The following is a 20,862-nucleotide window of genomic DNA, read 5'->3' as shown; positions in this document are numbered from 1 at the left end:
TGTCCAACCTGCGGGCCGGTGCCTGGACGTCCGCTCGGGTCTGGGTCGAGATCGGGTTCGGACGCGGTGGCGCCGGCAACTCAGGTGAGAGCAGGCCATGGTGAACGGCTTGTCCCGGGACGGACTGTGGGTGTGGGTGGGACCCCGTACTGCCGTCCGTCGGCTACAGATTAACCAGATGAGCGGGGGGCCGCTCGATAGGGGCCGAAAACAAGGTGGAACCATTGCACTTCACCTTGGCCGGTCCGGCCGATTTCCGCCTGATTTGCCCCTCGATGAGCCTTTCTCAAGTCACCCGTTCGGCCTACGGTTCGACCGGCCCTCCGAGCCGTCGGGGCGCGCAGTTCAAGTCCCGTTGGCCGATTCGCAAGGCGCCCATGCTCTGCTGACCCACGGCAACGGACGGCCCGGCGGGAGGTCTGACGTATGGAACTGCGCAGTGTCGACGAGCTGATGGATCTGCTGCACGCCTGCGGCAGCGAGCAGGCCCTGCGGACCGCGGCGCTGCTGCGCCGCAGCCGGCCCGCCGACAAGGAACTCCAGGTGGCGGGACTGGTGATGGGCACCGGCCAGGCCGCCGAGGTCGTCCGCACCCTGCTCGGCGAACGGGTCCACCGGCTGCTGGCCCGGCGCGGCCCCGACCCCGACGACGACCTGCTGCGCCTGGCGGCCGAGGAGAGCCGCACGGCCCGGTTCGACGCCGGCGTCCTGGAGGACTGGCGTGCCGTCCTGGAACTGGTCGCGGCACGCAACTCCCGCCTGGAGAGTGTCGACTGACGGTCCGTCATGAGACGGTACGGCGATGACGTCCTGGTACGGACTGCGTGGCAGGGCCGCCCCTCGTGACCGGCGGCACCCGCGGGATCGGGCGCGAGGTCGCCCGGCAACTGGCCGACGCCGGCGCGCTGGTGTGCGTCACGGCCAGGGACCCGGACGACGTAAGGCGGACCGCTGCCGAACTCGGCGGCATCGGCCTCGCGGGCAGCGTCGCCGACCCGGCGCATCCGCGCGCCCTGGTGGACCTCGTGCTGCGGGAGTTCGGCCGCCTCGACGTCCTGGTCGACAACGCGGCGACGAATCAGCCGTACGGCCCCCTCATGGACGGGGATCCCCTGGCCTGGCGCGAGGCCTTCGGCGTCGATGTCGAGGCACCGCTGCGGCTGGTGCAGGCGGCGTGGCGGGGATGGATGCGGGAGCACGGCGGGTCGGTGGTCAACGTCTGCACGGAGGGCGCGGGGCACGTCGGCCCGCACGTCGGGGCCTACGGCACCAGCAAGCGGGCGCTCCTCCACCTCACGGGCCAGTTGGCGGGCGAGCTCGCGCCGAGGGTGCGGGTCAACTCCGTCTCGCCCGGTCTCGTCCGCACGGAGATGGCCAGGTTCGTAGGGGAGAAGGGGCCTGTCGGGCTGCCGCTCGGCCGCGTCGGCGAGCCCGCGGACATCGCGCGGGCGGTGGTCCGGCTCGCGTCCGACGCGGCCATGGGGGTGCCCCCGCGCGAGCGCAGTTCGAGCGTGGGGGAGGATCACCGGGGCGGATCTGCTGGTGGACGGGGGCACGCGGGTACGGGCGGCGCACCCGGGCGGGTACGCCGCCCATGAGCGGCTGCGGTCGTACGCCCCGCCGGACTCATGACGGCGTCACGGGAACAGCGCGATGCCCATGAGGACGATCAGGCCGGCGAAGACGACGAACGCGATCATGCCCCAGCTCCACGGGTGCCTGATCGGGTCGGAGGCACCGCCCCGGGGCCGGTCCTCGGGGAGCTCGCGGTGGACCGGACGGTCGCTCGCGTAGAACTCCTCGTCGGTCGGGTAGTGGTTGCGCGGATCGAGGAAGGCGCGCGGATCGATGCTGTGTGGACGTGCCATGACAACTCCTGGCGGTGAACTCTCGCGGCACGGGTTCCCCACCGGCGGCGGCCCACACGCGGGCCGACGCCGGTGGTCAGGACCGTCGGCTCACCACTTGCCGGGCGCGTAGTCCTTCAGGAAGACGCCGTACACGTCCTCGCCGTCCTCGCCGCGCACGATCGGGTCGTAGACGCGGGCCGCGCCGTCGACCAGGTCCAGGGGGGCGTGGAAGCCCTCCTCGGCGAGGCGGAGCTTGTCGAAGTGGGGGCGCTCGTCGGTGATCCAGCCGGTGTCGACCGAGGTCATGAGGATGCCGTCGGTCTGGAACATCTCCTGGGCGCTGGTCCGGGTGACCATGTTCATGGCGGCCTTGGCGGCGTTGGTGTTGGGATGCCCCGCGCCCTTGTAGCCGCGGCCGAAGACGCCCTCCATCGCGGAGACGTTCACGACGTAGGCACGTCCGCTGCTCGCCTTCTTCGCCGCGTCGGCCATGGCCGTGCGCAGGGCGCTGATCAGGATGAACGGCGATGTGTAGTTGCAGAGCTGGGTCTCCAGGAGCTCCACCGGGGAGATCTGCTCGATGGTCTGGACCCAGGTGTTGCTGTCGACGACGTCGGGGACCAGGCCGCCCGCGTCGATGGCGGTGCCGTCGAGATGCCGGGCCACGCTGGCGTTGCCCGCGACCAGGGCGAGGTCGGCGACCTGCTGGGCGTCGAGACCGGAGATCCCGGCGGGCAGGGAGGCGAGTCCGTCGACCGCGCCGGAGCCGAAGGCGCCGATGACGTGGTGGGCGGGGAGTTCACCGGCGGGCAGCGGGGCGCTCTCGCCGTCGACCAGGGCGGCGTAGGCGGAGGGCAGCCGGCGTACGGTCTGGGTCGCGTTGTTGACGAGGATGTCGAGCGGGCCCGCCTCGGCGACCTGCTCGGCGAGGGCCACGGTCTGCGCCGGGTCGCGCAGGTCGATGCCGACGACCTCCAGGCGGTGCAGCCAGTCCGCGGAGTCGTCCATGGCCTTGAAGCGGCGGATGGCGTCCTTCGGGAACCGGGTGGTGATCGTGGTGTGCGCGCCGTCGCGCAGCAGCCTGAGTGCGATGTACATGCCGATCTTGGCGCGGCCGCCGGTGAGCAGGGCGCGCTTGCCGGTGAGGTCGGCGCGGGCGTCGCGCTTGTCGCGGTTGAGGCGGGCGCAGTCCGGACAGAGCTGGTGGTAGAAGTAGTCGACCTCGACGTACCGGGTCTTGCAGGTGTAGCAGGAGCGCGGGCGCTGGAGTATCCCCGCGACCCTGCCCTCCTCGGTGCGCGACGACGGCAGGATGCCCTCGGTCTCGTCGTCGATGCGCTGGGCCGAACCGGTCGCCGTGGCCTCCGTGACCGCCTTGTCGTGGGCGGTCTTGGCGGCCCGGCGCTCCTGCCGGCGGCGCTGCTTCACGGTGCGGTAGATCCCGGCGGTGGCGCGGCGCACGGCGATCGCGTCGGGGTGGTCGACCTCCAGCCTGTCGAGCTCGTCGAGCACGCCGAGGCAGACGGCCAGCCGCTCCGGGTCGATGCCGGGGCCGAAGACGCCCTCGTCACCGGGTTCGCGCACGACCTCGTCCGTGGTCGTGGCCGAGCCGTCCTCTGTCACCGTCATCGCGCTGCCGTTTCCCTGGTCACCCGTGCGGCTGTGGCCGCGTCCGCTGGTCGAACGCGGAATTTTACTTCAGCGCCGGGCCCCACCAGAAACCGGAAACGATCAAGAACCGCAGGCGACCAGCAGGTCCGCCACCTCCTCGGTCAGCGCACCGGCCAGCAGGTCCAGGTCAGGCACCGCTTCCGCGTCGGCGACGAGGCCGTAGTGGACCTGTCCGCGGTACGTCGAGATGGCGACCGCGAGGGACTGGCCGCGGGCGAGCGGGGCGAAGGGGTAGACCTCGGTGACCGGGTTGCCGCCGAGCTTCAGACCGATGCCGGGCAGCGGGACGCTGGTGACGAGGATGTCGAACCACAGCCGGGCGCCCTGACCGGCCAGCGGCCCGCCGAGACGGTGGCCGAGGGCCGGGACGTGGTCGGCGAGCAGCGCGACCGCGCCCGCGCCCCGGTTGGGCCCGGCGTCCTTGTTGCGGTTCATGGCCGAGCGGACCGTGTCGAGGCGGCCCAGCGGGTCCGGGTCGTCGACCGGCAGGCGCACCAGGTAGCCGGAGAGCCGGTTGCCCTGGGGGTGCGCGGTGCGCGGACGGCGCCTGGAGACGGGGATCAGGGCGCGGGGGGCCACGCCCTCGCTGCCGTCGCCGCGCTCGTCCAGCCAGCGGCGCAGGGCGCCCGCGACGACCGCGATCAGGACGTCGTTGACGGTGCCGCCGCGGCTCTTGCGGACCCGGTGCACGTCGTCGAGGTCGACGACGATCCCGGCGGTGCGGCGGGTGCCGCTCGGCTCGGAGGTGAGGGCGGCGCAGGGCTGCGCGCCCAGGGAGGACAGGGCGACCGAGGCGCCGATGTCGAGGGCGCGGCCCAGGTCGGAGGCGGCCCCCCGGACGAGCTCGGAGAGCCTGCGCACGTCCGGGAGCAGCTTCTTCGCGGGCTCCTCGGGGCGCGGCCCGCGGGTGGGCAGGTCCATCGGGTCCAGGACGGCGGCGGCGAGCGTCAGGGCGCGCAGTCCGTCGGCCAGGGCGTGGTGGAACTTGAAGAGCACGGCGAAGGAGACCCCGTCCTCCCCCGGCAGCACGTGCGCCTCCCAGGGCGGCCGTTCGCGGTCCAGCGACCGCTGCATGAGCCGGCCGGCCTCGGCGTGGAAGTCCGCGGTCGGCGCGTGCAGCAGGACGTGCCGGAGCGGGTCGAAGTCGGGGTCGGGGACGCGGGCGGCTCCCCCGAAGGCGTACGGGAAGCCGAGCGGCCACACGTCCCGGATCCGCATCCGCAGGCCGGGAACGGCGGCCGCGCGGCCCGCGAGCAGGTCGGCCGCGTGGGCGCCGGCGGTGGGCGAGTGCGCCGTGAAGACGCCGAGCGCTCCCAGGTGCATCGGGTGCTCGGCGGATTCCATGTTCCAGAACGCCAGGTCGAGAGGGGCCAGCAGGTCGGAAGTCAATGCCTTGCCTCGCGTCGACAACGGGTGGACGAGCAGTCAATCGCCCTCCGGCGATTACGGTCAAGTACGATCAAGCTACGCTCAGTTAACAGCAGATTAAGTCCCGCCCCCGGTGAAAGGGGCGGGACACCTGGTGCGGATGGGCTCATCGGAGGGTGATCAGCACCCTGCCGGGGTCGCCCGGGACGCGTCACGGATGAGGGCCTGCTGCGCGGCCCTGACCCGCTCGACGTCCGGTTTCAGGACCGCGCGGTCGTAGGTGAGCAGCCCGTTCAGCTCCCCCTCGACGTCCGAGATCTGGGTGTACACGGCGCCGTTGCCGCCGCGGCAGGCCAGGGCTCGCACCTCGTCGAGCTTGGCCAGGTAGTCGTCGGTGTACGTCGCCGGATCGACGTCGACGTACGACTGCTGGACCGACCAGGCGTGTCCGGGCACCGCCAGGCCGAGGCCGCCGTACTCACCGCTGACCAGGGCACGTCGGCCGTCCGGGTGGGGTGGCAGGGCGGGGCTGGGATAGCCGTGCTCGTCCATGATGTCGCCGGCGTTCCCGTCGGCGCCGAGGTTGAGCCCCGACTGGTTGTTGACCAGGCGGGTCGGGTCCCAGGCCTTGGCCTGCTCGGCGATCCGGCCGACGTCGTACTGCCCCCAGCCCTCGTTGAAGGTCACCCACATGACGATCGACGGACTGCTGATGTGTTCGTCGATCATCTGTTTCATCTCGCGCTCGTACTCGGCGCGGGCGGCCGGGCTCGGGTTCACTCCCGCGGTCATGGCGGGCATGTCCTGCCAGACCATGAGGCCCAGCCGGTCGGCCCAGTAGAACCAGCGGTCGGGCTCGACCTTGATGTGCTTGCGGACGGCGTTGAAGCCGAGCTGCTTGTGCGCCTTCAGGTCGAAGGCGAGAGCCTCGTCGGTGGGGGCCGTGTGCAGGCCGTCCGGCCAGAAGCCCTGGTCGAGGGTGGCCATCATGAAGACCGGCGCACCGTTGAGGAGCGTGCGCGGGGTGCCGTTCACGTTCTCGACGGCGATGGAGCGCATCCCGAAGTAGCTGCCGACGCGGTCGGCGCCGACGGTCACCTTCAGGTCGTACAGGAACGGGTCGTCGGGCGACCACAGGCGCGGGTTGTCGAGGGTCAGGGTCAGCGGTCCGCCGGTGCGGCCGCGGGCCGTGGCGACCTTCCGCTTCCCTTCGTACGCCGTCGCCGTGACCGGTACGCCGTCGCGGACGCCCTGCGCCTCGACCGTCAGCCGGCCGGTGGGGACGTCGGGGGTCAGCTTGAGCGAGTCGACGTGGTCGCGGGCGACGGGCTCCATCCAGACGGTCTGCCAGATGCCGGAGGACGGCGTGTACCAGATGCCGCTCGGGTCGAGGCGCTGCTTGCCGAGGGGCGGGTTCTCACCGTCGGCCGCGTCGGTGGGGTCGTACACGCCGACGATCAGTTCCTGGGTGCGGCCGGGCTTCAGCGCGTCGGTGACGTCGGCGCTGAACTTGTCGTAGCCGCCGGTGTGTTCGGCGACCCTGGTCCCGTTGACGTACACCTCGGAACGCCAGTCGACGGCGCCGAAGTTGAGCCGGAGGCGCTGCCCGGAGCCGATGTGCCAGTCGGCCGGGACGGTGAAGGTGCGGCGGTACCACATGCGGTCCTCGTGCCGTTCCAGACCGGAGAGCTGGGACTCGACCGGGTACGGGACGAGGATGCGCTCGGCCAGGTTCCGGCCCACGGGCGGCTGTTCGCCCGCCTCGGCGGCGGCGAACTGCCAGCGGCCGTTGAGGTTCTGCCACCGGTCACGGGTCAACTGCGGGCGCGGGTACTCGGGATGGGCGTTTCCGGGGCCCACCTCGTCGGCCCACTGCGTGCGCAGCTCGTACGTCGAGCGGTTGGGGCCGCTGCTCCAGAACGCCTTGACAACGTTGCCGTCCGCGCTGGTGAGCCCGCCTTGTCCGTCGTAGCGCAGGTCGGCGGTGCCGCGCGCGGTGCCGGCCTTGTTGCCCACGACGGGTTCGGCGAGGTCGACCAGAAGCACACGGGGGTCCTGCGGGTCCTGTTTCACCGTCCCCAGCGGCCACTTGGCGCCGCCGATCACCGCCTGGAGGTGGTCGGTGAGACCGGCCGGGGGTGCGGCGAGCGGCTGGGCGAAGTCGAGCCTGAGGGTGCGGCCGGTGCCGAGGACCGTGGTCGCGACCGGGCCGTCGTAGTCGTAGCCCTCGGGGAGCCGGAACGCGGACTGCGGGACGGCTTCCTTGGCGCCACCGGGCCGCAGCCAGCGGAGGTGGAGGTTGGAGCCGCCGTAGTGCTCGAAGTACTCGACCTTGATGTCGTAGGACTGTCCGGCGGTCAACTCGACGGGCTGCGCGGTCTGTTCGCGGTCCCAGTCGTCGACCCAGTGGTCGATGAGGAGCTGTCCGCCCAGCCACAGGCGGAAGCCGTTGTCGCCGGTGACGGAGAAGGTGTGCGGGCCGGACGCCGTCGGGACGAGCCTGCCGGTCCAGCGGACGCTGACGTCGTCCGCGCGGCCGGTGGCGGCGGCGAGCCGGGGTTCCAGGTTGTCGAAGTCGATGTTCGGGTCGAAGGTGGTCGCCTTCAGCTCGTGGAAGTCGAAGGCGCCGGGGGCGGACTGGGTCCAGTACTCGCCCTTGAGGCCGTGGGCCTCGACGGGGTCGTCGGCCAGGGCCGGTGCAGCGGTCAGACCGGCGAGCCCGAGGAGCACGGCGAACAGTAACGCCAGCCGGCCTCTGAGGCGGGTGAGGTGCCTGCTGTGCAAGAGAGCCTCCATAACAACGTTGTCATGGGCAGGAGTTGGCATGACAACACGGATTCCGGTTTCCGTCCAGGGACATGACAAGCCTGGCTCCGTATGCCGTGGCGGGGCCGCACGCGGACAATGGACGCAACAACCCTCCCAGCCGGAAGAAGGCGACGGAGATGCCCAAGGTTTCCCGCGACACGGCCACCCAGGGCGGCGACTACGGGGCGGTCGTCGACCGCGCCGAGGTGTTCGGCGAGTACACGGTCGACTTCCTGACCTTCCGCGAGGACATCGACCACCGGCCCCTGCTCAAGGGCCTGCCCGACGACCGCTGCCAGTGCCCGCACTGGGGCTACGTCTTCCGGGGCGAGATCACCTTCCACTACGCGGACCACGACGAGGTGTACCACGAGGGCGACGCGTTCTACGCCCCCGCGGGCCATGTGCCCGTGCACACCGAGCCGGGCAGCGAGTACGTCCAGATCAGCCCCTCGGACGAGCTGCGCCGGACCAGCGAGGTGATCATGAAGAACGTACAGTCCCTGCGCGGCGGGGCCGGTCCGGCCGGCGCCTAGGACACGAGCTGCCCCTTCCCGAGCGCGATCACGCCGTCCTTGGACACCGTGTACAGCTCCGCGTCCCGCTCCGGGTTCACGCCGATCGTGGCGCCCGGCGGGACCTCGACGTTCTTGTCGAGGACGGCGCCGCGGACCACCGCGCCCCGGCCGATCTTGACGTTGTCGTGCAGGACCGAGCCCTGGACGACGGCCCCCGGGTCGACCAGGACGCCGGGTGAGAGCACGGAACGGGTGACCTGGCCGCGGATGAGGCAGCCCGCGCTGATGATGGACTCGCTCGCGATGCCCCCGGCGTTGAAGCGGGCCGGGGAGAGCTGGCCGGAGTGGGTGTAGATGGGCCACTGCCGGTTGTAGAGGTTGAAGGCGGGGCGCTCGGCGATCAGGTCCATGTGGGCGTCGTAGTAGGCGTCCAGGGTTCCCACGTCCCGCCAGTAGCCGCGGTCCCGGGTGGTCTCGCCGGGGACGTGGTTGGCACTGAAGTCGTAGAGCTGGGCCTCGCCGCGGTCGGTGAGCTGCGGGAGGATCGAACCGCCCATGTCGTGCACGGAGTCCTCGTCCTCGGAGTCCCGCTGGAGCGCCTCGATCAGCGCCTTGGTGGTGAAGATGTAGTTGCCCATCGAGGCGAACACGCACCCCGGGTCGTCCGCGAGGCCGGGCGGGTCGGCGGGCTTCTCCAGGAAGCGCTCCACCGTGAGGCCGTCCGAGGCCGGGGAGATCACCCCGAACGACGGGGACTCGGCGCGCGGGACCCGGATCCCGGCCACCGTGACGCCCGCGCCGGACTCGATGTGCTGGGCGAGCATCTGCCGCGGGTCCATGCGGTACACGTGGTCGGCGCCGAACACCGCGACGTACTCGGGGCGCTCGTCGTAGATCAGGTTCAGGGACTGCAGGATCGCGTCCGCGCTGCCCAGGTACCAGCGCGGTCCGAGGCGCTGCTGGGCGGGCACCGGCGTGATGTAGTTGCCGAGCAGGCTCGACATCCGCCAGGTGGTCGTGATGTGCCGGTCCAGCGAGTGCGATTTGTACTGCGTGAGCACGCAGATGCGCAGGATGTCGGCGTTGACGAGGTTGGACAGGACGAAGTCGACCAGCCGGTACGTGCCTCCGAAGGTGACCGCCGGCTTGGCGCGGTCCGTGGTCAGGGGCATCAGGCGTTTGCCTTCTCCACCCGCGAGTACGATGCCGAGGACCGAAGGTCCGCCACGACGCATGGCCGCTCCCCTCACCTGGTTGCCCCATGCCTGCCCTTGTGCGGGGCCTAGTACGCCTGTTTGACGATCTCCTCGTAGAGCCGGACCGTGCGCCGCGCGACGGCGTCCCAGCCGAACTCGCGCACCGCACGTTCCCGTCCTGCCTCGCCCATCCGCCGTGCCGTCGCCGGATCGCCGATCACGGAGTCGAGTGCCCGCGCGAGGGCCGTCTCGAACGTGTCGTCCACCGTCACGAGGAGTCCGGTCCGGCCGTCGTCCACGACCTCGGGGATGCCGCCGACCCGCGAGGCCACCACGGGGGTGCCGCAGGCCATCGCCTCCAGGTTGACGATTCCGAGGGGTTCGTACACCGAGGGGCAGACGAAGACCGTCGCGTGGGTGAGGAGCTGGATCACCTCGGGCCGCGGCAGCATCTGCGGGATCCAGTGCACGCCCTCGCGGACCCGGCTCAGCTCCTCGAAGAGCTCGCGGAACTCCCGGTCGATCTCCGGGGTGTCCGGGGCGCCCGCGCACAGCACGACCTGCGCGGCCGGGTCGATGTCCCGGACCGCCCGCAGCAGGTGCGGGACACCCTTCTGACGGGTGATGCGGCCGACGAACAGCACGAACGGGCGGTCACGGTCCAGGCCGATCCGGTCCAGCACCTCGGTGCCGTGGTCGGGCCGGTAGAGGGTGGTGTCGATGCCGTTGTGCACGATGTGGACCTTGGCCGGATCCAGCGCCGGGTAGCAGCCGAGGATGTCCTCGCGCATGGCCCCCGACACCGCGATCACCGCGTCGGCGGACTCGATCGCGGTGCGCTCGGCCCAGCCGGACAGCGCGTACCCGCCGCCGAGCTGCTCGGCCTTCCAGGGGCGCAGGGGCTCCAGGGAGTGCGCGGTCATCACGTGCGGGATGCCGTGCAGCAGCTTGCCGAGATGGCCGGCGAGGTTGGCGTACCAGGTGTGGGAGTGGACCAGGTCACGGCCTTCGAGGCCGGCGGCCATGGAGAGGTCCACGGAGAAGGTGCGCAGCGCGTCGTTGGCGGTGTCGAGCGCCGACCACGGCCGGTGCCGGACCACGCCGTCCGCGCGGCCCTCGCCCCAGCAGTGCACGTCCAGGTCGACGAGGGATCTCAACTCCCGGGCGAGGAACTCGACATGGACACCCGCGCCGCCGTACACGTCCGGCGGGTACTCCCGGGTCAGCAGGCCCACTCGCACCCGGAACCCCCTGTCTCGACGGCTGGTCGGCTTTCATGGTCACCCAGATGCGCCGCGCGCGGAAGAGCGCGGGGCTCGTGTGAAGCAACAGTCACCGCAGATGCCACCTCCCGGCAACCGGTAGTACAGACAGCAGCTCCGGCGGCGGAGCGTGGCGCTGTCCAGCGTCCCCGCGAGCAGGGGATGGGCGAGGAGCTCGGCCACGAGATCGCGCGCACGCGGGGCGAGGTCCGGGTGCCGGCCGAGCTGACGGGCGGCTCCCACGAGCGCCGAGCCGGCGTTGCCCCACAGCAGTCCGGTGGCCGTCCGGTGATCCCTGTGCAGCAGCTCCGCCAGGGGTTCGAGATGGCCGTGCAGCACGATGCGGGCGATCGTCCCGGCGTCGGCCGGGAGCGGGGTCACCTCGTCCAGCAGGAGATCGTCGGGGGCGCTCGCGTCGGGGTCCCAGTACAGCCGGTGGGGGGCCAGGTCGGGGATCCGGCCGTACCGGACGGCACAGCCCAGCGCCACCGACCACAGCCGGGCCGCGAGCCCCTGGTGGGCGATGGAGGCCGCGATCCGGGGCTCGGGGGCGCGCAGGGCGGCGGCCACCTTACGGACCCGGAAAGTCAGTGCATTTCCGTAAACATCCGACCCCTGGTTCTCGTAGACTTGTGCGAGGGTCGGCAGCGCCGGTCGCGCTGGGGCGGGGGTGCCGCCGATCGTCCGTAGTACGAAGAAGGCGCCGAGCGGTCGCAGCGCCGCGAGTTCCGGGTCGAGGTCCACGACCAGCAGTAGTACCAAGACCCTTAGGGGTGCCCTCCAGGGGGCCTCCACCCCGTGTCACCCGCCCTGGGGAGGACACGGACCGTTCTGTACTCCATCGGCAGTAGGACCCATTGCCTGCTTTGGGACGACGACGGGAAGAAGTTTTCCCGGCATCGTGTTGGTCATGGAAGACGACCGTTCGTCGCGCCGGGCACCACGCCCCCGCCTCACGCAGAGGAGCTGCTCATGAGTGCCCTCGCGTTGTCCGTGCTCCTCTCCCTCGTCTCCGCCGTCGCCTACGCGGGCGGAGCGATCGTGCAGGAGCAGGTCGCGGAGTCGCACCCGGACGAGCAGTTCGCACCGCTGCGCCGGCCGAGCTGGTGGGCGGCGGTCGCGCTGAACGGCCTGGGCGGACTCCTGCACGTGGTGGCACTCGCCTACGGCCCGCTCAGCCTGGTCCAGCCGCTGGGCGCCCTGACGATCGTGTTCGCGCTGCCGATGGCCGCGCTGTTCGTCGGCCGCAGGGCCGGGGCCACCGCCTGGCGGGGCGCGATCATGGCGACGGTCGGTCTGGCCGGTCTGCTCTCCCTGGTGGGAGCCTCCGACGCGCACTCCCTCGGCACGACCCAGCGGGTGTTCGCCGCGCTGGTGACGGCCGCCGCGGTGGTCGCGCTGATGATCGCGGGCCGGGCCGCGCACCGGCACCCGGTGGTGCGCAGCGTGCTGCTCGCGACCGCGTCCGGCATCGCGTTCGGCATGTCCTCGGTGTTCACCAAGACCGTCGCCGTCGACTGGAGCGGTGGCGTGTCGGCCGCGGACCTGCCCTCGCTGGCCACGATCGGTGTCCTGGCCACCGCCGGACTGATGCTGTCGCAGGCCTCCTACCGCGGCGCCGGTCTCGCGGCTCCGCTGGCGACACTGACGGTCGTGAACCCGGTGGTGGCGGCCGTGGTCGGCATCACGATGTTCGGCGAGAGCTTCCGCTACGGCACCACGGGCACCGCGCTCGCCCTGAGCTGCGGTGTGGTCGCGGCGGGCGGTCTGATCCTGCTGACGACGGAGCGCATCCAGCGCACCCACGGCGAGCCCGCCGAGGCCGCGGACCTCGACGACGTCGACGTGTTCGTCCCGGCGCCCGCCGAGGAGCCCGCCGACGCTCTCGTGCGCGAGGGCGTGCTCGTCGAGCAGGTCGCCGCCCTGCGCGGGGAACTGCTCGTACCGGCCCCCGCCACGCCCGAGCCGGCCCGCGGGGACGGCCCGTCCGAGGAGCTCGCGGACCCGGGCGGCCAACCCCCGGCGTACTACGGCCCGTTCTACGGCGCCGCGTACATCCCGATGCCGGTCCTTGACCGGCACCGGACGCGGGTCAAATCCTGATGCCGCCGGCCCGGAGGTACGCCACCGGGTCGATGTCGCTGCCGAAGCCGGGCCCCGTCCGCACCTCGAAGTGCAGATGCGGGCCCGTGCTGTTGCCCGTGGAGCCCGACCGGCCGATGCGCTGGCCCGGGCCCACGCTCTGCCCGGCCTTCACGGAGATCGCCGACAGGTGGGCGTACTGCGTGTAGCGGCCGTCGGCGTGCCGGATGACCACCTGGTAGCCGAAGGAGCCGCCCCAGCCCGAGGTGACGACCTTGCCGGCCGCGACCGCCTTCACGGAGGTCCCGGTGGGCACCGCGAAGTCGACACCGGTGTGGTAGCCCTTCGACCAGGCCGAGCCCTGCTTGTGGTACGGCGTGCCGAGGGAGGCGTTCACGGGGGCGACCAGTCCGGTCTCCGCGGCCTTCTCGGTCTTCTTCGCGGTGTCGGAGGACGTCTTCCGCGTCGAGGTCGAGGTGTGCCCGGTGGTGGTGGGCGTGGCGGCACCGGCCCGCAGCTTCAGCCGCTGGCCGGGCAGGATCAGGTCGGGATCGGCGCCGACGGTCCCGCGGTTGGCGGAGTACAGCCCCCGCCAGCCGCCCCGCACCTTGTGCGCGTCGGCGATCCCGGAGAGCGAGTCGCCCCGGACCACGGTGTACATCTCGGCGGACCCGGCCCGCGACTGCGGGGTGGTCTGCGGCTGGACGTCCCGTACGGAGGCGGTCCTCGTCGTGAGCGGCCCGACGTCCGGGTCGGCGCCGCCGCGTGTCAGTCCGGCCCGCACGGAGCAGGCCGGCCAGGCGCCCGGCCCCTGTCCGTCCAGGACCTTCTCCGCGACCGCGATCTGCTGGTCCCTGGTGGCCAGATCCGCGCGCGCCGCGTACCGGGTGCCGCCGTACGCCTCCCACGTGGACTGGGTGAACTGGAGCCCGCCGTAGTAGCCGTTGCCGGTGTTGATGCTCCAGTTGTTGCTGGACTCGCACGCGGCGACCTTGTTCCAGGTGTCCACGTCGGCGGCGTGCGCGGTGCCGGTGCCGATGAGCGGGACCGCGATGCCGACACCGCCCGCGGTGACGGTGAGCGAGGCCCGGTTGATCCTGTTCGGCTGATACCGGCGGTGCCGGCCGCGTACGGCCATGGAGGCCTCCCCCTAGACAAGCGTCATGCGCCAGGAGGGGCAAAAGTAAGCGCCGCGAACAGGCCATGACAAGACGGCATCCAGCCGCGTGGGGGCGTGCGCCGGACGGGCGGGTCCGGCTGAACACAACGAGGCGCCCGAACCGTATCCCTGGTGTGCGGACAGTCCCCCGACAGGCCAGGATGACCGGTGGACGATACTGACAAGCACGACCGGCAGCGATAGACGACCTACGCGATCCACGGGATCTTTTGGGAGCAGGCGGTATGAGCAACACAGCGCAGATCGGTGTCACGGGCCTCGCGGTCATGGGCCGCAACCTCGCCCGTAACTTCGCCCGCAACGGCTATACGGTCGCCCTGCACAACCGGACCGCGTCGCGCACGCACGCTCTGGTCGAGGAGTTCGGCGGCGAGGGCGACTTCATCGCGGCCGAGACCGCCAAGGAGTTCGTGGCGGCCCTGGAGCGGCCGCGCCGGCTGGTCATCATGGTGAAGGCCGGTGAGCCGACCGACGCGGTGATCCAGGAGTTCGCGCCGCTGCTGGAGCCCGGCGACATGATCATCGACGGTGGCAACGCGCACTTCGCGGACACCCGGCGCCGGGAACGCGAACTGCGCGAGCAGGGCATCCACTTCGTCGGCATGGGCGTCTCCGGCGGCGAGGAGGGCGCGCTCAACGGCCCGAGCATCATGCCGGGCGGCCCGAGCGAGTCGTACGACTCGCTCGGCCCGATGCTGGAGAAGATCTCCGCGAAGGCGAAGGACGGCGCTCCGTGCGTGACGCACGTGGGTCCCGACGGGGCCGGACACTTCGTGAAGATGGTCCACAACGGCATCGAGTACGCCGACATGCAGCTCATCGGTGAGGCCTACCAGTTGCTGCGGGACGTGGCCGGGTACTCCCCCGCGCAGATCGCCGACATCTTCCGCACCTGGAACACCGGCCGCCTGGACTCGTACCTGATCGAGATCACGGCCGAGGTGCTCTCCCACGTGGACGCGGAGACGGGCAAGCCGTTCGTGGACGTGGTGGTGGACCAGGCGGAGCAGAAGGGCACCGGCCGCTGGACCGTGCAGATCGCCCTCGACCTGGGCGTCCCGGTCTCGGGCATCGCGGAGGCGGTCTTCGCCCGCTCGCTGTCCGGCCACGCCGAGCTGCGGGAGGCGTCCCGCGGGCTCGCCGGGCCCAAGGCGACGCCGCTGTCGGAGTCGGAGGCGGGAGCCTTCGCGGACCGGGTCGAGCAGGCGCTGTACGCCTCGAAGATCGTGTCGTACACGCAGGGCTTCCACGAGATCGCGGCCGCCCGTGAGGAGTACGACTGGGACATCGACCTGGGTGCCGTCTCGGCTATCTGGCGCGGTGGCTGCATCATCCGCGCGGCCTTCCTGGACCGCATCCGCTCCGCCTACGACACCCGCGCGGACCTGCCCAGCCTGCTCTCCGACGACACCTTCGCCCAGGAGATCGCCGACGCGCAGGACGACTGGCGCGAGGTCATCGTCGCGGCGACGCGCCAGGGTGTGCCGACGCCGGGCTTCGCGGCGGCGCTGGCCTACTACGACGCGCTGCGCGCCGAGCGGCTGCCGGCCGCCCTCACGCAGGGGCAGCGGGACTTCTTCGGGGCGCACACGTACCGGCGCACGGACCGGGACGGCTCGTTCCACACGCTGTGGGGCGGGGACCGGTCCGAGGTGACGGGCTGAGCGTCGCCCCGACCTGAAGGAGGGCCACCGTCCGGTGGCCCTCCTTCCCTGTGTCACCTGCCGTCAACTGAGCGGCGGCCCGGGCTCCGGGTTCGGCACCGGCTCGGGTCCCGGCGGCACCGGGGACGGCGACGGATCGGGCCCGGGGCCGGGGCCCGGCGGGACCGGATCGGGCGCCGGACCGGGACCGGGGCCCGGAGTCGGGGTCGGGTTCGGGGGTGACGGGGGCTCCGGGGCGGGCCCCGGTGCGGGAACCGGCCCGGGGCCGGGCGTGGGGCTCGGCGGGACGGGGTCGGGGTACGGATCGGTCATCGGGTCCTCCAGCCAGTAGGTCAACATCGGCTCTGGACTACTCCCCCGCGTACCCGTGGCACTTTCCGCCAGTCACCCGTGTGCGTGACGAGCGGGCCGCGTGGGACAGCACGAGGCCCGCCCCGTCAGGAAGTCGGAGCGGGCCGAGGCGATCCGGACGGCGTCCGTTCAGAAGCCCTCGGGGTGGGCCGTCAGCCACTGCTTGGCCGCTCGCAGGAGCTCCGGCGTGACCGCGGGGGCCTCGTCGGGGTGGCGTTCGGCCCACTTGACGACGTACGGGCACAGCGGGGCGACCTGGATGCCCTCGCGGGCCGCGATGCCGTACAGCTCACGGGCGAGGGAGCCCGCGATGCCCTGGCCCTCGTGGGCCGGTTCCACGATGGTGTGGACCGGGACCAGGGCGCGCTCGGGTGCTTCGAGGACGAAGTACTGGATGTGGCCGACGACTTCGCCGCCCCCGGGGCCGAGGGCTTCGAGACGCCCGGCTTCTCGGTCGTCACGGATCTCGATGTCGCTCATGAACACGCTCCTGGTCCAGGGTCGTCGGGCGTCGGGTCAGGCCGGCACCGACTGCGGGCTGCGCTCCTGGTCCGAACCCGGCACCGGTTCGGACGGATCGGCCCCCAGGGCGAGGATGCGGTTGTCGCGGTCCACGTGCACGACCCGGGGTTCGAGCGCCCGCGCCTCGGCGTCGGTCACCTGAGCGTAACTGATGATGATCACCAGATCGCCGGGGTGGACGAGATGGGCGGCGGCACCGTTGATGCCGACCACCCCGGAACCGCGCTCCCCTTCGATGACGTACGTCTCCAGCCGGGCGCCGTTGGTGATGTCGACGATGTGCACGAGCTCGCCGGGCAGCAGGTCGGCGGCGTCGAGGAGTTCCGCGTCGATGGTCACCGATCCCACGTAGTGCAGGTCGGCCTGGGTGACGGTGGCACGGTGGATCTTGGACTTGAACATGGTGCGCAGCATTCAGCACTCCTGTAAGACGGCTCCCTGCCTGCTTGCTGCAGGTCAAAGGCGTGGCTCACTGTACAACGGGCCGCTTCGGACTCGAAGGGCGTGTTCTTGCGACCCGGGCGGTCTCACGGCACGCGGTCGGTCTGAGGAGGCGTTTTCGCAGACCCTGGCTGGGGACCCGGCCCGCGTGGTGGCCTACGGAGCCGAACAGCGGGTGCGGGTGCCGGCCCTGCGGGCCCGGTGGCTGCGGCAGACGTTCGTCCACTGGCCGTTCCCGCCCGGGGCGGTGCAGGCACTCCTGCCGCGGGGGCTGGTCGTGGACGAGTACGAGGGGGTGGCGTGGGTGGGACTCACGCCGTTCGTGATGGCGGACGTGCGCCCCGCGGGCGTGCCCGCCGCCGTGCCCGGGCTCCCGTCGTTCGCGGAGACCAACCTGCGGACCTACGTGCGCCGGGAGGACGGCCGGGACGGGATCTGGTTCCTGTCCATCGAGGTGGCCTGCCCGCTGATGCTCGCGGCCCGGGCCGTCGGGGCGCCGTACGCCCTGGGACACCTGCGCGTCACCCCGCACGGCGACACCGTGTCGTACACCGGCCGGCGCGGGGCCGGCCGGGTCGCCTACCGGCTCGCGGTGCGGCCCGGCGAGGCCGTCCGGCCGACCGAGCGTGACGTGTGGCCGACCTCGCGCCGGCGGGCGTACACCCGCCGCCTGGGGGTCCTCCTCGAAACACCCGTGGAGCACGAGCCGTGGCCGCCGGCCGGTGCGGCCGTCGACGTGCTGGAGGAGACACTGACCGCCGCGGCGGGCCTGCCCGTCCCGCTCGACGAGCCTGTCGTGCACTGCTCCCCCGGGGGCGGGCACGTCCGGCTGGGGCCCTCGCGGCCGCTGGTCGCATGAGCGGGCACCTGCGCTTCGACGGCTGGATCGCCGGCCTGGGCACGGCCTCCGGGACCCGGATCGTGCTCGGGCACTGGCCGCGGTCGCCGTTCGGGCCGTTCAGCGACGTGATGCTGGAACGACCAGACGGGGAACGGCTGTTGCTCGCCCCCACCCGGCGGACGGCGGACTTCGTCAGCGACACCTACGTCTTCGACACCGTGCGGGTCGTCCCGGTCGCCGTGCGGGTCGGCGACGGGACCTGGAGCGTCTCGGCCGGGCCGCTCGACCTGCGTTTCACGACGGGCCGCCGACACGTCCTCGGGCTGCTGCTGCGCGCGGTGCCCGGTGCGCTGGCCCGGCAGCCGGCCTGGTGCACGCTCACCTCCCTGCCCGCCCGCGTCCTGCTGCCGGGGGTGCGCACCCGGGGCAGTGCGCGCACCGGGCGCCACGAGTGGTACGGAGCCCGGGACCTGCGGCTGGTCGACTCGGTGTCGGGGGTCTTCGAGGGCCGGGACCTCGGTGCGGCGGCCCCCGTCGACCCGCCCGTCCGCTTCGGCTTCGGGTCCGTGCCGCGGAAACCCTCCCTCACCCGCGTGACGACCACGGTGGCCCTGGGCCCCGCGTGAGGACGCCCGGGCAGGGGTACCCGGCCGTCCCGGACAAGGAGCGGGCACATGCACAGGACGAGCAGGCGGGACCCCGCGGACACCCTCGCCGTCACACACGGCCTGTTCGACCTCGTGGCGGGTCTGTGGCCGCTGGTGCACCTGCGCTGTTCCCCGTGGGTCCTCGGACCGAAGACGGACGTGCGGCTCCGGATGACGACGGGCGGACTGCGGGCCTCCGCCTGCGCCGCCCAGCTCTCCGCGCCCCCCGAACCCCGGGGCCCGGCTCAGGCCCGCCGCGTCGGGCTCGGCACCACCTTGACCCTGCCCGCCGTGGACCTGGTCCACGTGCCCAAAGGCAGCACCCGGCCGACGTACCCCCTCGGCGCGGCGATGCGGACCGGCTGGATCGCGGCCTGGCTGCGCGCCGCTCCCGGGCAGCGGACCTGAACGACCGCGAGGACGTATCCACCCCGAACCCCCTGACAGTGAGGCGACCATGAGCGAGCAGACCCCGTCCCAGGCCGAGGGCGAGCGCCAGGAGACCCCGGAGGACGAGCGGGAGACCTCCGGCCGCCGTGACGTGCCTCGGACCACTCCCTCACAGGCGGAGGGCGAGGACACGGAAGACACGGAGGACACCGACGAGGGCAACGGCTCCGCCGGCACCTGAGCCAGAAGCGGCCCGGCGGGTCGTCGCCAAAAGTCGGACGAGTGGCTTCCGTCAGGCTGGTTACACGCTGCCCGACACGAACACCCTCGACATCCCCTAGGGCGGGCAGATGGCGACGCACACCGAACCGGTCGCTCCTGTCCCGGCGGCCGAGCGCCGGAGCCGGGGACATGTGGTCGTCTCCTGGCTGACCACGACCGACCACAAGAAGATCGGCCACCTCTATCTGATCACCTCGTTCTGCTTCTTCCTGGTCGGCGGGGTGCTCGCGATGGCGATCAGGGCGGAACTGGCCCGGCCGGGGCTGCAGTTCCTGTCCACCGAGCAGTACAACCAGGCGTTCACGATGCACGGCACGATCATGCTGCTGCTGTTCGCGACGCCGACGTTCGCCGGGTTCGCCAACGCGGTCATGCCGCTCCAGATCGGCTCCCCGGACGTCGCCTTCCCGCGGCTGAACATGTTCTCCTACTGGCTGTTCCTCTTCGGCGGTCTCATCGTCCTCGGCAGCTTCCTCACCCCGCAGGGCGCCGCGGACTTCGGATGGACCGCCTACACCCCGCTCAGCGGCCCGATCCGCAGCGGTTACGTCGGCGCCGACCTGTGGATCATGGGACTCGCGCTGGCCGGGTTCGGCACCATCCTCGGCGCGGTCAACTTCATCACCACCATCATCTGCATGCGCGCGCCGGGCATGACCATGTTCCGGATGCCGATCTTCACCTGGAACGTGCTCCTGACCTCGGTGCTGGTCCTGCTGGCCTTCCCGGTCCTGGCGGCCGCGCTGCTCGCCCTGGAGGCCGACCGGCACTTCGGCTCGCACGTCTTCGACGCCCAGTACGGCGGACCGCTGCTGTGGCAGCACCTGTTCTGGTTCTTCGGGCATCCCGAGGTCTACATCCTCGCCCTGCCCTTCTTCGGGGTGATCAGCGAGATCATCCCGGTGTTCTCCCGCAAGCCGATCTTCGGTTACGTCGGCCTGATCGGCGCCACGATCGCCATCACCGGCCTGTCCGTGACGGTGTGGGCGCACCACATGTTCGCGACCGGGGCCGTGCTGCTGCCGTTCTTCTCCTTCATGAGCTTCCTGATCGCCGTGCCGACGGGCGTGAAGTTCTTCAACTGGATCGGCACGATGTGGAAGGGCTCGCTCTCCTTCGAACCCCCCATGCTGTGGGCGGCCGGTTTCCTCGTCACGTTCCTCTTCGGCGGGCTGACGGGCGTGATCCTCGCCTCGCCCCCGATGGACTTCCACGTCACCGACAGCTACTTCGTGGTGGCCCACTTCCACTACGTGCTCTTCGGCACGATCGTCTTCGCGATGTTCGGCGGATTCAGCTTCTGGTGGCCGAAGATGACCGGCACGATGCTCGACCACCGCCTGGAGAAGATCCACTTCTGGACGCTGTTCGTCGGTTTCCACACCACGTTCCTGGTCCAGCACTGGCTCGGCGCCGAGGGCATGCCCCGCCGCTACGCCGACTACCTGGCCGCCGACGGCTTCACCGCCCTGAACACCGTCTCCTCCATCGGCGCGTTCCTGCTGGGCCTGTCCACCCTGCCGTTCCTCTACAACGTGTGGCGGACCGCGAAGAAGGGTGAGCGGATCGAGGTGGACGACCCCTGGGGCTACGGCCGTTCCCTGGAGTGGGCCACCTCCTGCCCTCCCCCGCGCCACAACTTCGCCGGCCTGCCCCGCATCCGCTCCGAGTCCCCCGCCTTCGACCTGCACCATCCGCAGGCGGCAGAGGCGGACCAGAAGCGGCACTCCGGCAGGCGTGACGTGATCGACGCCGAGGGGCACCAGGGGTGACCGGCCCCGAGGAGGGC

At 71.7% G+C, this 20,862-nt stretch carries 19 protein-coding genes and 1 pseudogene; 10 read left to right on the top strand and 10 right to left on the bottom strand.

Annotated features, from left to right (window positions below; genetic code table 11):
• The first annotated feature begins 426 nt into the window (after positions 1 to 426).
• Both ACZ66S_RS11675 and ACZ66S_RS11670 read left to right on the top strand, forming a co-directional pair.
• On the top strand, positions 427 to 777 hold the full coding sequence (locus ACZ66S_RS11675) for a hypothetical protein (RefSeq protein WP_469901311.1): 351 nt from the start codon (positions 427 to 429) through the stop codon (positions 775 to 777).
• 25 nt (positions 778 to 802) lie between these two features.
• A pseudogene (locus ACZ66S_RS11670) lies at positions 803 to 1,632 on the top strand (SDR family oxidoreductase).
• A 5-nt stretch (positions 1,633 to 1,637) separates the two neighbouring features.
• Here ACZ66S_RS11670 and ACZ66S_RS11665 read toward each other — a convergent pair.
• From ACZ66S_RS11665 to ACZ66S_RS11650, 4 genes are all read right to left on the bottom strand, one after another.
• Positions 1,638 to 1,868, bottom strand: a complete 231-nt coding sequence (locus ACZ66S_RS11665) for a hypothetical protein (protein WP_469901310.1) — start codon at positions 1,866 to 1,868, stop codon at positions 1,638 to 1,640.
• Positions 1,869 to 1,958: 90 nt separating this feature from the next.
• Positions 1,959 to 3,479: an SDR family NAD(P)-dependent oxidoreductase gene (locus ACZ66S_RS11660; protein WP_469901309.1), complete on the bottom strand. Its 1,521-nt coding sequence runs from the start codon at positions 3,477 to 3,479 to the stop codon at positions 1,959 to 1,961.
• A gap of 102 nt (positions 3,480 to 3,581) precedes the next feature.
• Positions 3,582 to 4,910, bottom strand: coding sequence for a wax ester/triacylglycerol synthase family O-acyltransferase (locus ACZ66S_RS11655; RefSeq protein ID WP_469901308.1), 1,329 nt, complete (start codon positions 4,908 to 4,910; stop codon positions 3,582 to 3,584).
• Between the two features lie 159 nt (positions 4,911 to 5,069).
• A complete protein-coding gene (locus ACZ66S_RS11650) occupies positions 5,070 to 7,685 on the bottom strand; it encodes a PA14 domain-containing protein (protein ID WP_469901307.1) in 2,616 nt (871 codons plus the stop codon).
• 149 nt (positions 7,686 to 7,834) lie between these two features.
• On the opposite strand from ACZ66S_RS11650, the gene ACZ66S_RS11645 reads away from it, so the two are divergent.
• Positions 7,835 to 8,233: a cupin domain-containing protein gene (locus ACZ66S_RS11645; RefSeq protein WP_469901306.1), complete on the top strand. Its 399-nt coding sequence runs from the start codon at positions 7,835 to 7,837 to the stop codon at positions 8,231 to 8,233.
• On the opposite strand, the gene glgC is transcribed toward ACZ66S_RS11645, so the two are convergent.
• Genes glgC through ACZ66S_RS11630 form a run of 3 tightly spaced genes read right to left on the bottom strand, consistent with a single transcriptional unit; the run spans position 8,230 to position 11,435 of the window.
• The gene (gene glgC, locus ACZ66S_RS11640; RefSeq protein WP_469901305.1) at positions 8,230 to 9,450 is read right to left on the bottom strand and encodes a glucose-1-phosphate adenylyltransferase; all 1,221 of its coding nucleotides are present in this window, start codon (positions 9,448 to 9,450) and stop codon (positions 8,230 to 8,232) included. The two genes, ACZ66S_RS11645 and glgC, sit on opposite strands and share 4 nt — an antisense overlap.
• 47 nt (positions 9,451 to 9,497) lie before the next feature.
• Positions 9,498 to 10,652, bottom strand: coding sequence for a glycogen synthase (gene glgA / locus ACZ66S_RS11635; protein ID WP_469901304.1), 1,155 nt, complete (start codon positions 10,650 to 10,652; stop codon positions 9,498 to 9,500).
• 39 nt (positions 10,653 to 10,691) lie between these two features.
• Entirely contained in the window at positions 10,692 to 11,435 is a 744-nt protein-coding gene (locus tag ACZ66S_RS11630) for a (2Fe-2S)-binding protein (protein ID WP_469901303.1), read from the bottom strand.
• Between the two features lie 210 nt (positions 11,436 to 11,645).
• On the opposite strand from ACZ66S_RS11630, the gene ACZ66S_RS11625 reads away from it, so the two are divergent.
• A complete protein-coding gene (locus tag ACZ66S_RS11625) occupies positions 11,646 to 12,776 on the top strand; it encodes a DMT family transporter (protein ID WP_469901302.1) in 1,131 nt (376 codons plus the stop codon).
• Here the strand turns inward: ACZ66S_RS11625 and ACZ66S_RS11620 are convergent.
• Complete coding sequence (locus ACZ66S_RS11620) at positions 12,766 to 13,893, bottom strand: transglycosylase family protein (RefSeq protein ID WP_469901301.1); 1,128 nt, start codon at positions 13,891 to 13,893, stop codon at positions 12,766 to 12,768. The two genes, ACZ66S_RS11625 and ACZ66S_RS11620, sit on opposite strands and share 11 nt — an antisense overlap.
• Before the next feature lie 266 nt (positions 13,894 to 14,159).
• Between ACZ66S_RS11620 and gndA the strand changes: the two genes are divergently transcribed.
• Positions 14,160 to 15,599 (top strand): NADP-dependent phosphogluconate dehydrogenase, encoded by a 1,440-nt coding sequence (gndA, locus tag ACZ66S_RS11615; protein ID WP_469901300.1) that lies wholly within the window; start codon positions 14,160 to 14,162, stop codon positions 15,597 to 15,599.
• Positions 15,600 to 16,079: 480 nt separating this feature from the next.
• Here gndA and ACZ66S_RS11610 read toward each other — a convergent pair whose 3' ends face one another.
• Together ACZ66S_RS11610 and panD are read right to left on the bottom strand one after the other, a co-directional pair.
• The gene (locus ACZ66S_RS11610; protein WP_469901299.1) at positions 16,080 to 16,430 is read right to left on the bottom strand and encodes a GNAT family N-acetyltransferase; all 351 of its coding nucleotides are present in this window, start codon (positions 16,428 to 16,430) and stop codon (positions 16,080 to 16,082) included.
• Positions 16,431 to 16,466: 36 nt separating this feature from the next.
• Positions 16,467 to 16,886, bottom strand: a complete 420-nt coding sequence (panD, locus tag ACZ66S_RS11605) for an aspartate 1-decarboxylase (RefSeq protein WP_469901298.1) — start codon at positions 16,884 to 16,886, stop codon at positions 16,467 to 16,469.
• A gap of 175 nt (positions 16,887 to 17,061) precedes the next feature.
• Here panD and ACZ66S_RS11600 point away from each other — a divergent pair, with 175 nt between their 5' ends.
• The 5 genes from ACZ66S_RS11600 (at position 17,062) to ctaD (ending at position 20,845) form a co-directional block, all read left to right on the top strand.
• Positions 17,062 to 17,772, top strand: a complete 711-nt coding sequence (locus tag ACZ66S_RS11600; RefSeq protein ID WP_469901297.1) for a YqjF family protein — start codon at positions 17,062 to 17,064, stop codon at positions 17,770 to 17,772.
• Entirely contained in the window at positions 17,769 to 18,380 is a 612-nt protein-coding gene (locus ACZ66S_RS11595) for a hypothetical protein (protein ID WP_469901296.1), read from the top strand. Before ACZ66S_RS11600 ends, ACZ66S_RS11595 begins: the two co-directional genes overlap by 4 nt.
• A 48-nt stretch (positions 18,381 to 18,428) precedes the next feature.
• A complete protein-coding gene (locus tag ACZ66S_RS11590) occupies positions 18,429 to 18,809 on the top strand; it encodes a hypothetical protein (RefSeq protein WP_469901295.1) in 381 nt (126 codons plus the stop codon).
• Positions 18,810 to 18,858: 49 nt separating this feature from the next.
• Complete coding sequence (locus ACZ66S_RS11585; RefSeq protein ID WP_469901294.1) at positions 18,859 to 19,032, top strand: hypothetical protein; 174 nt, start codon at positions 18,859 to 18,861, stop codon at positions 19,030 to 19,032.
• Between the two features lie 109 nt (positions 19,033 to 19,141).
• The gene (gene ctaD, locus ACZ66S_RS11580; RefSeq protein WP_469901293.1) at positions 19,142 to 20,845 is read left to right on the top strand and encodes an aa3-type cytochrome oxidase subunit I; all 1,704 of its coding nucleotides are present in this window, start codon (positions 19,142 to 19,144) and stop codon (positions 20,843 to 20,845) included.
• The last annotated feature ends 17 nt before the right edge of the window (positions 20,846 to 20,862 follow it).

The organism is Streptomyces sp. NPDC107471 (assembly GCF_055582845.1).
This window is presented reverse-complemented; position numbering and strand designations above follow the sequence as displayed.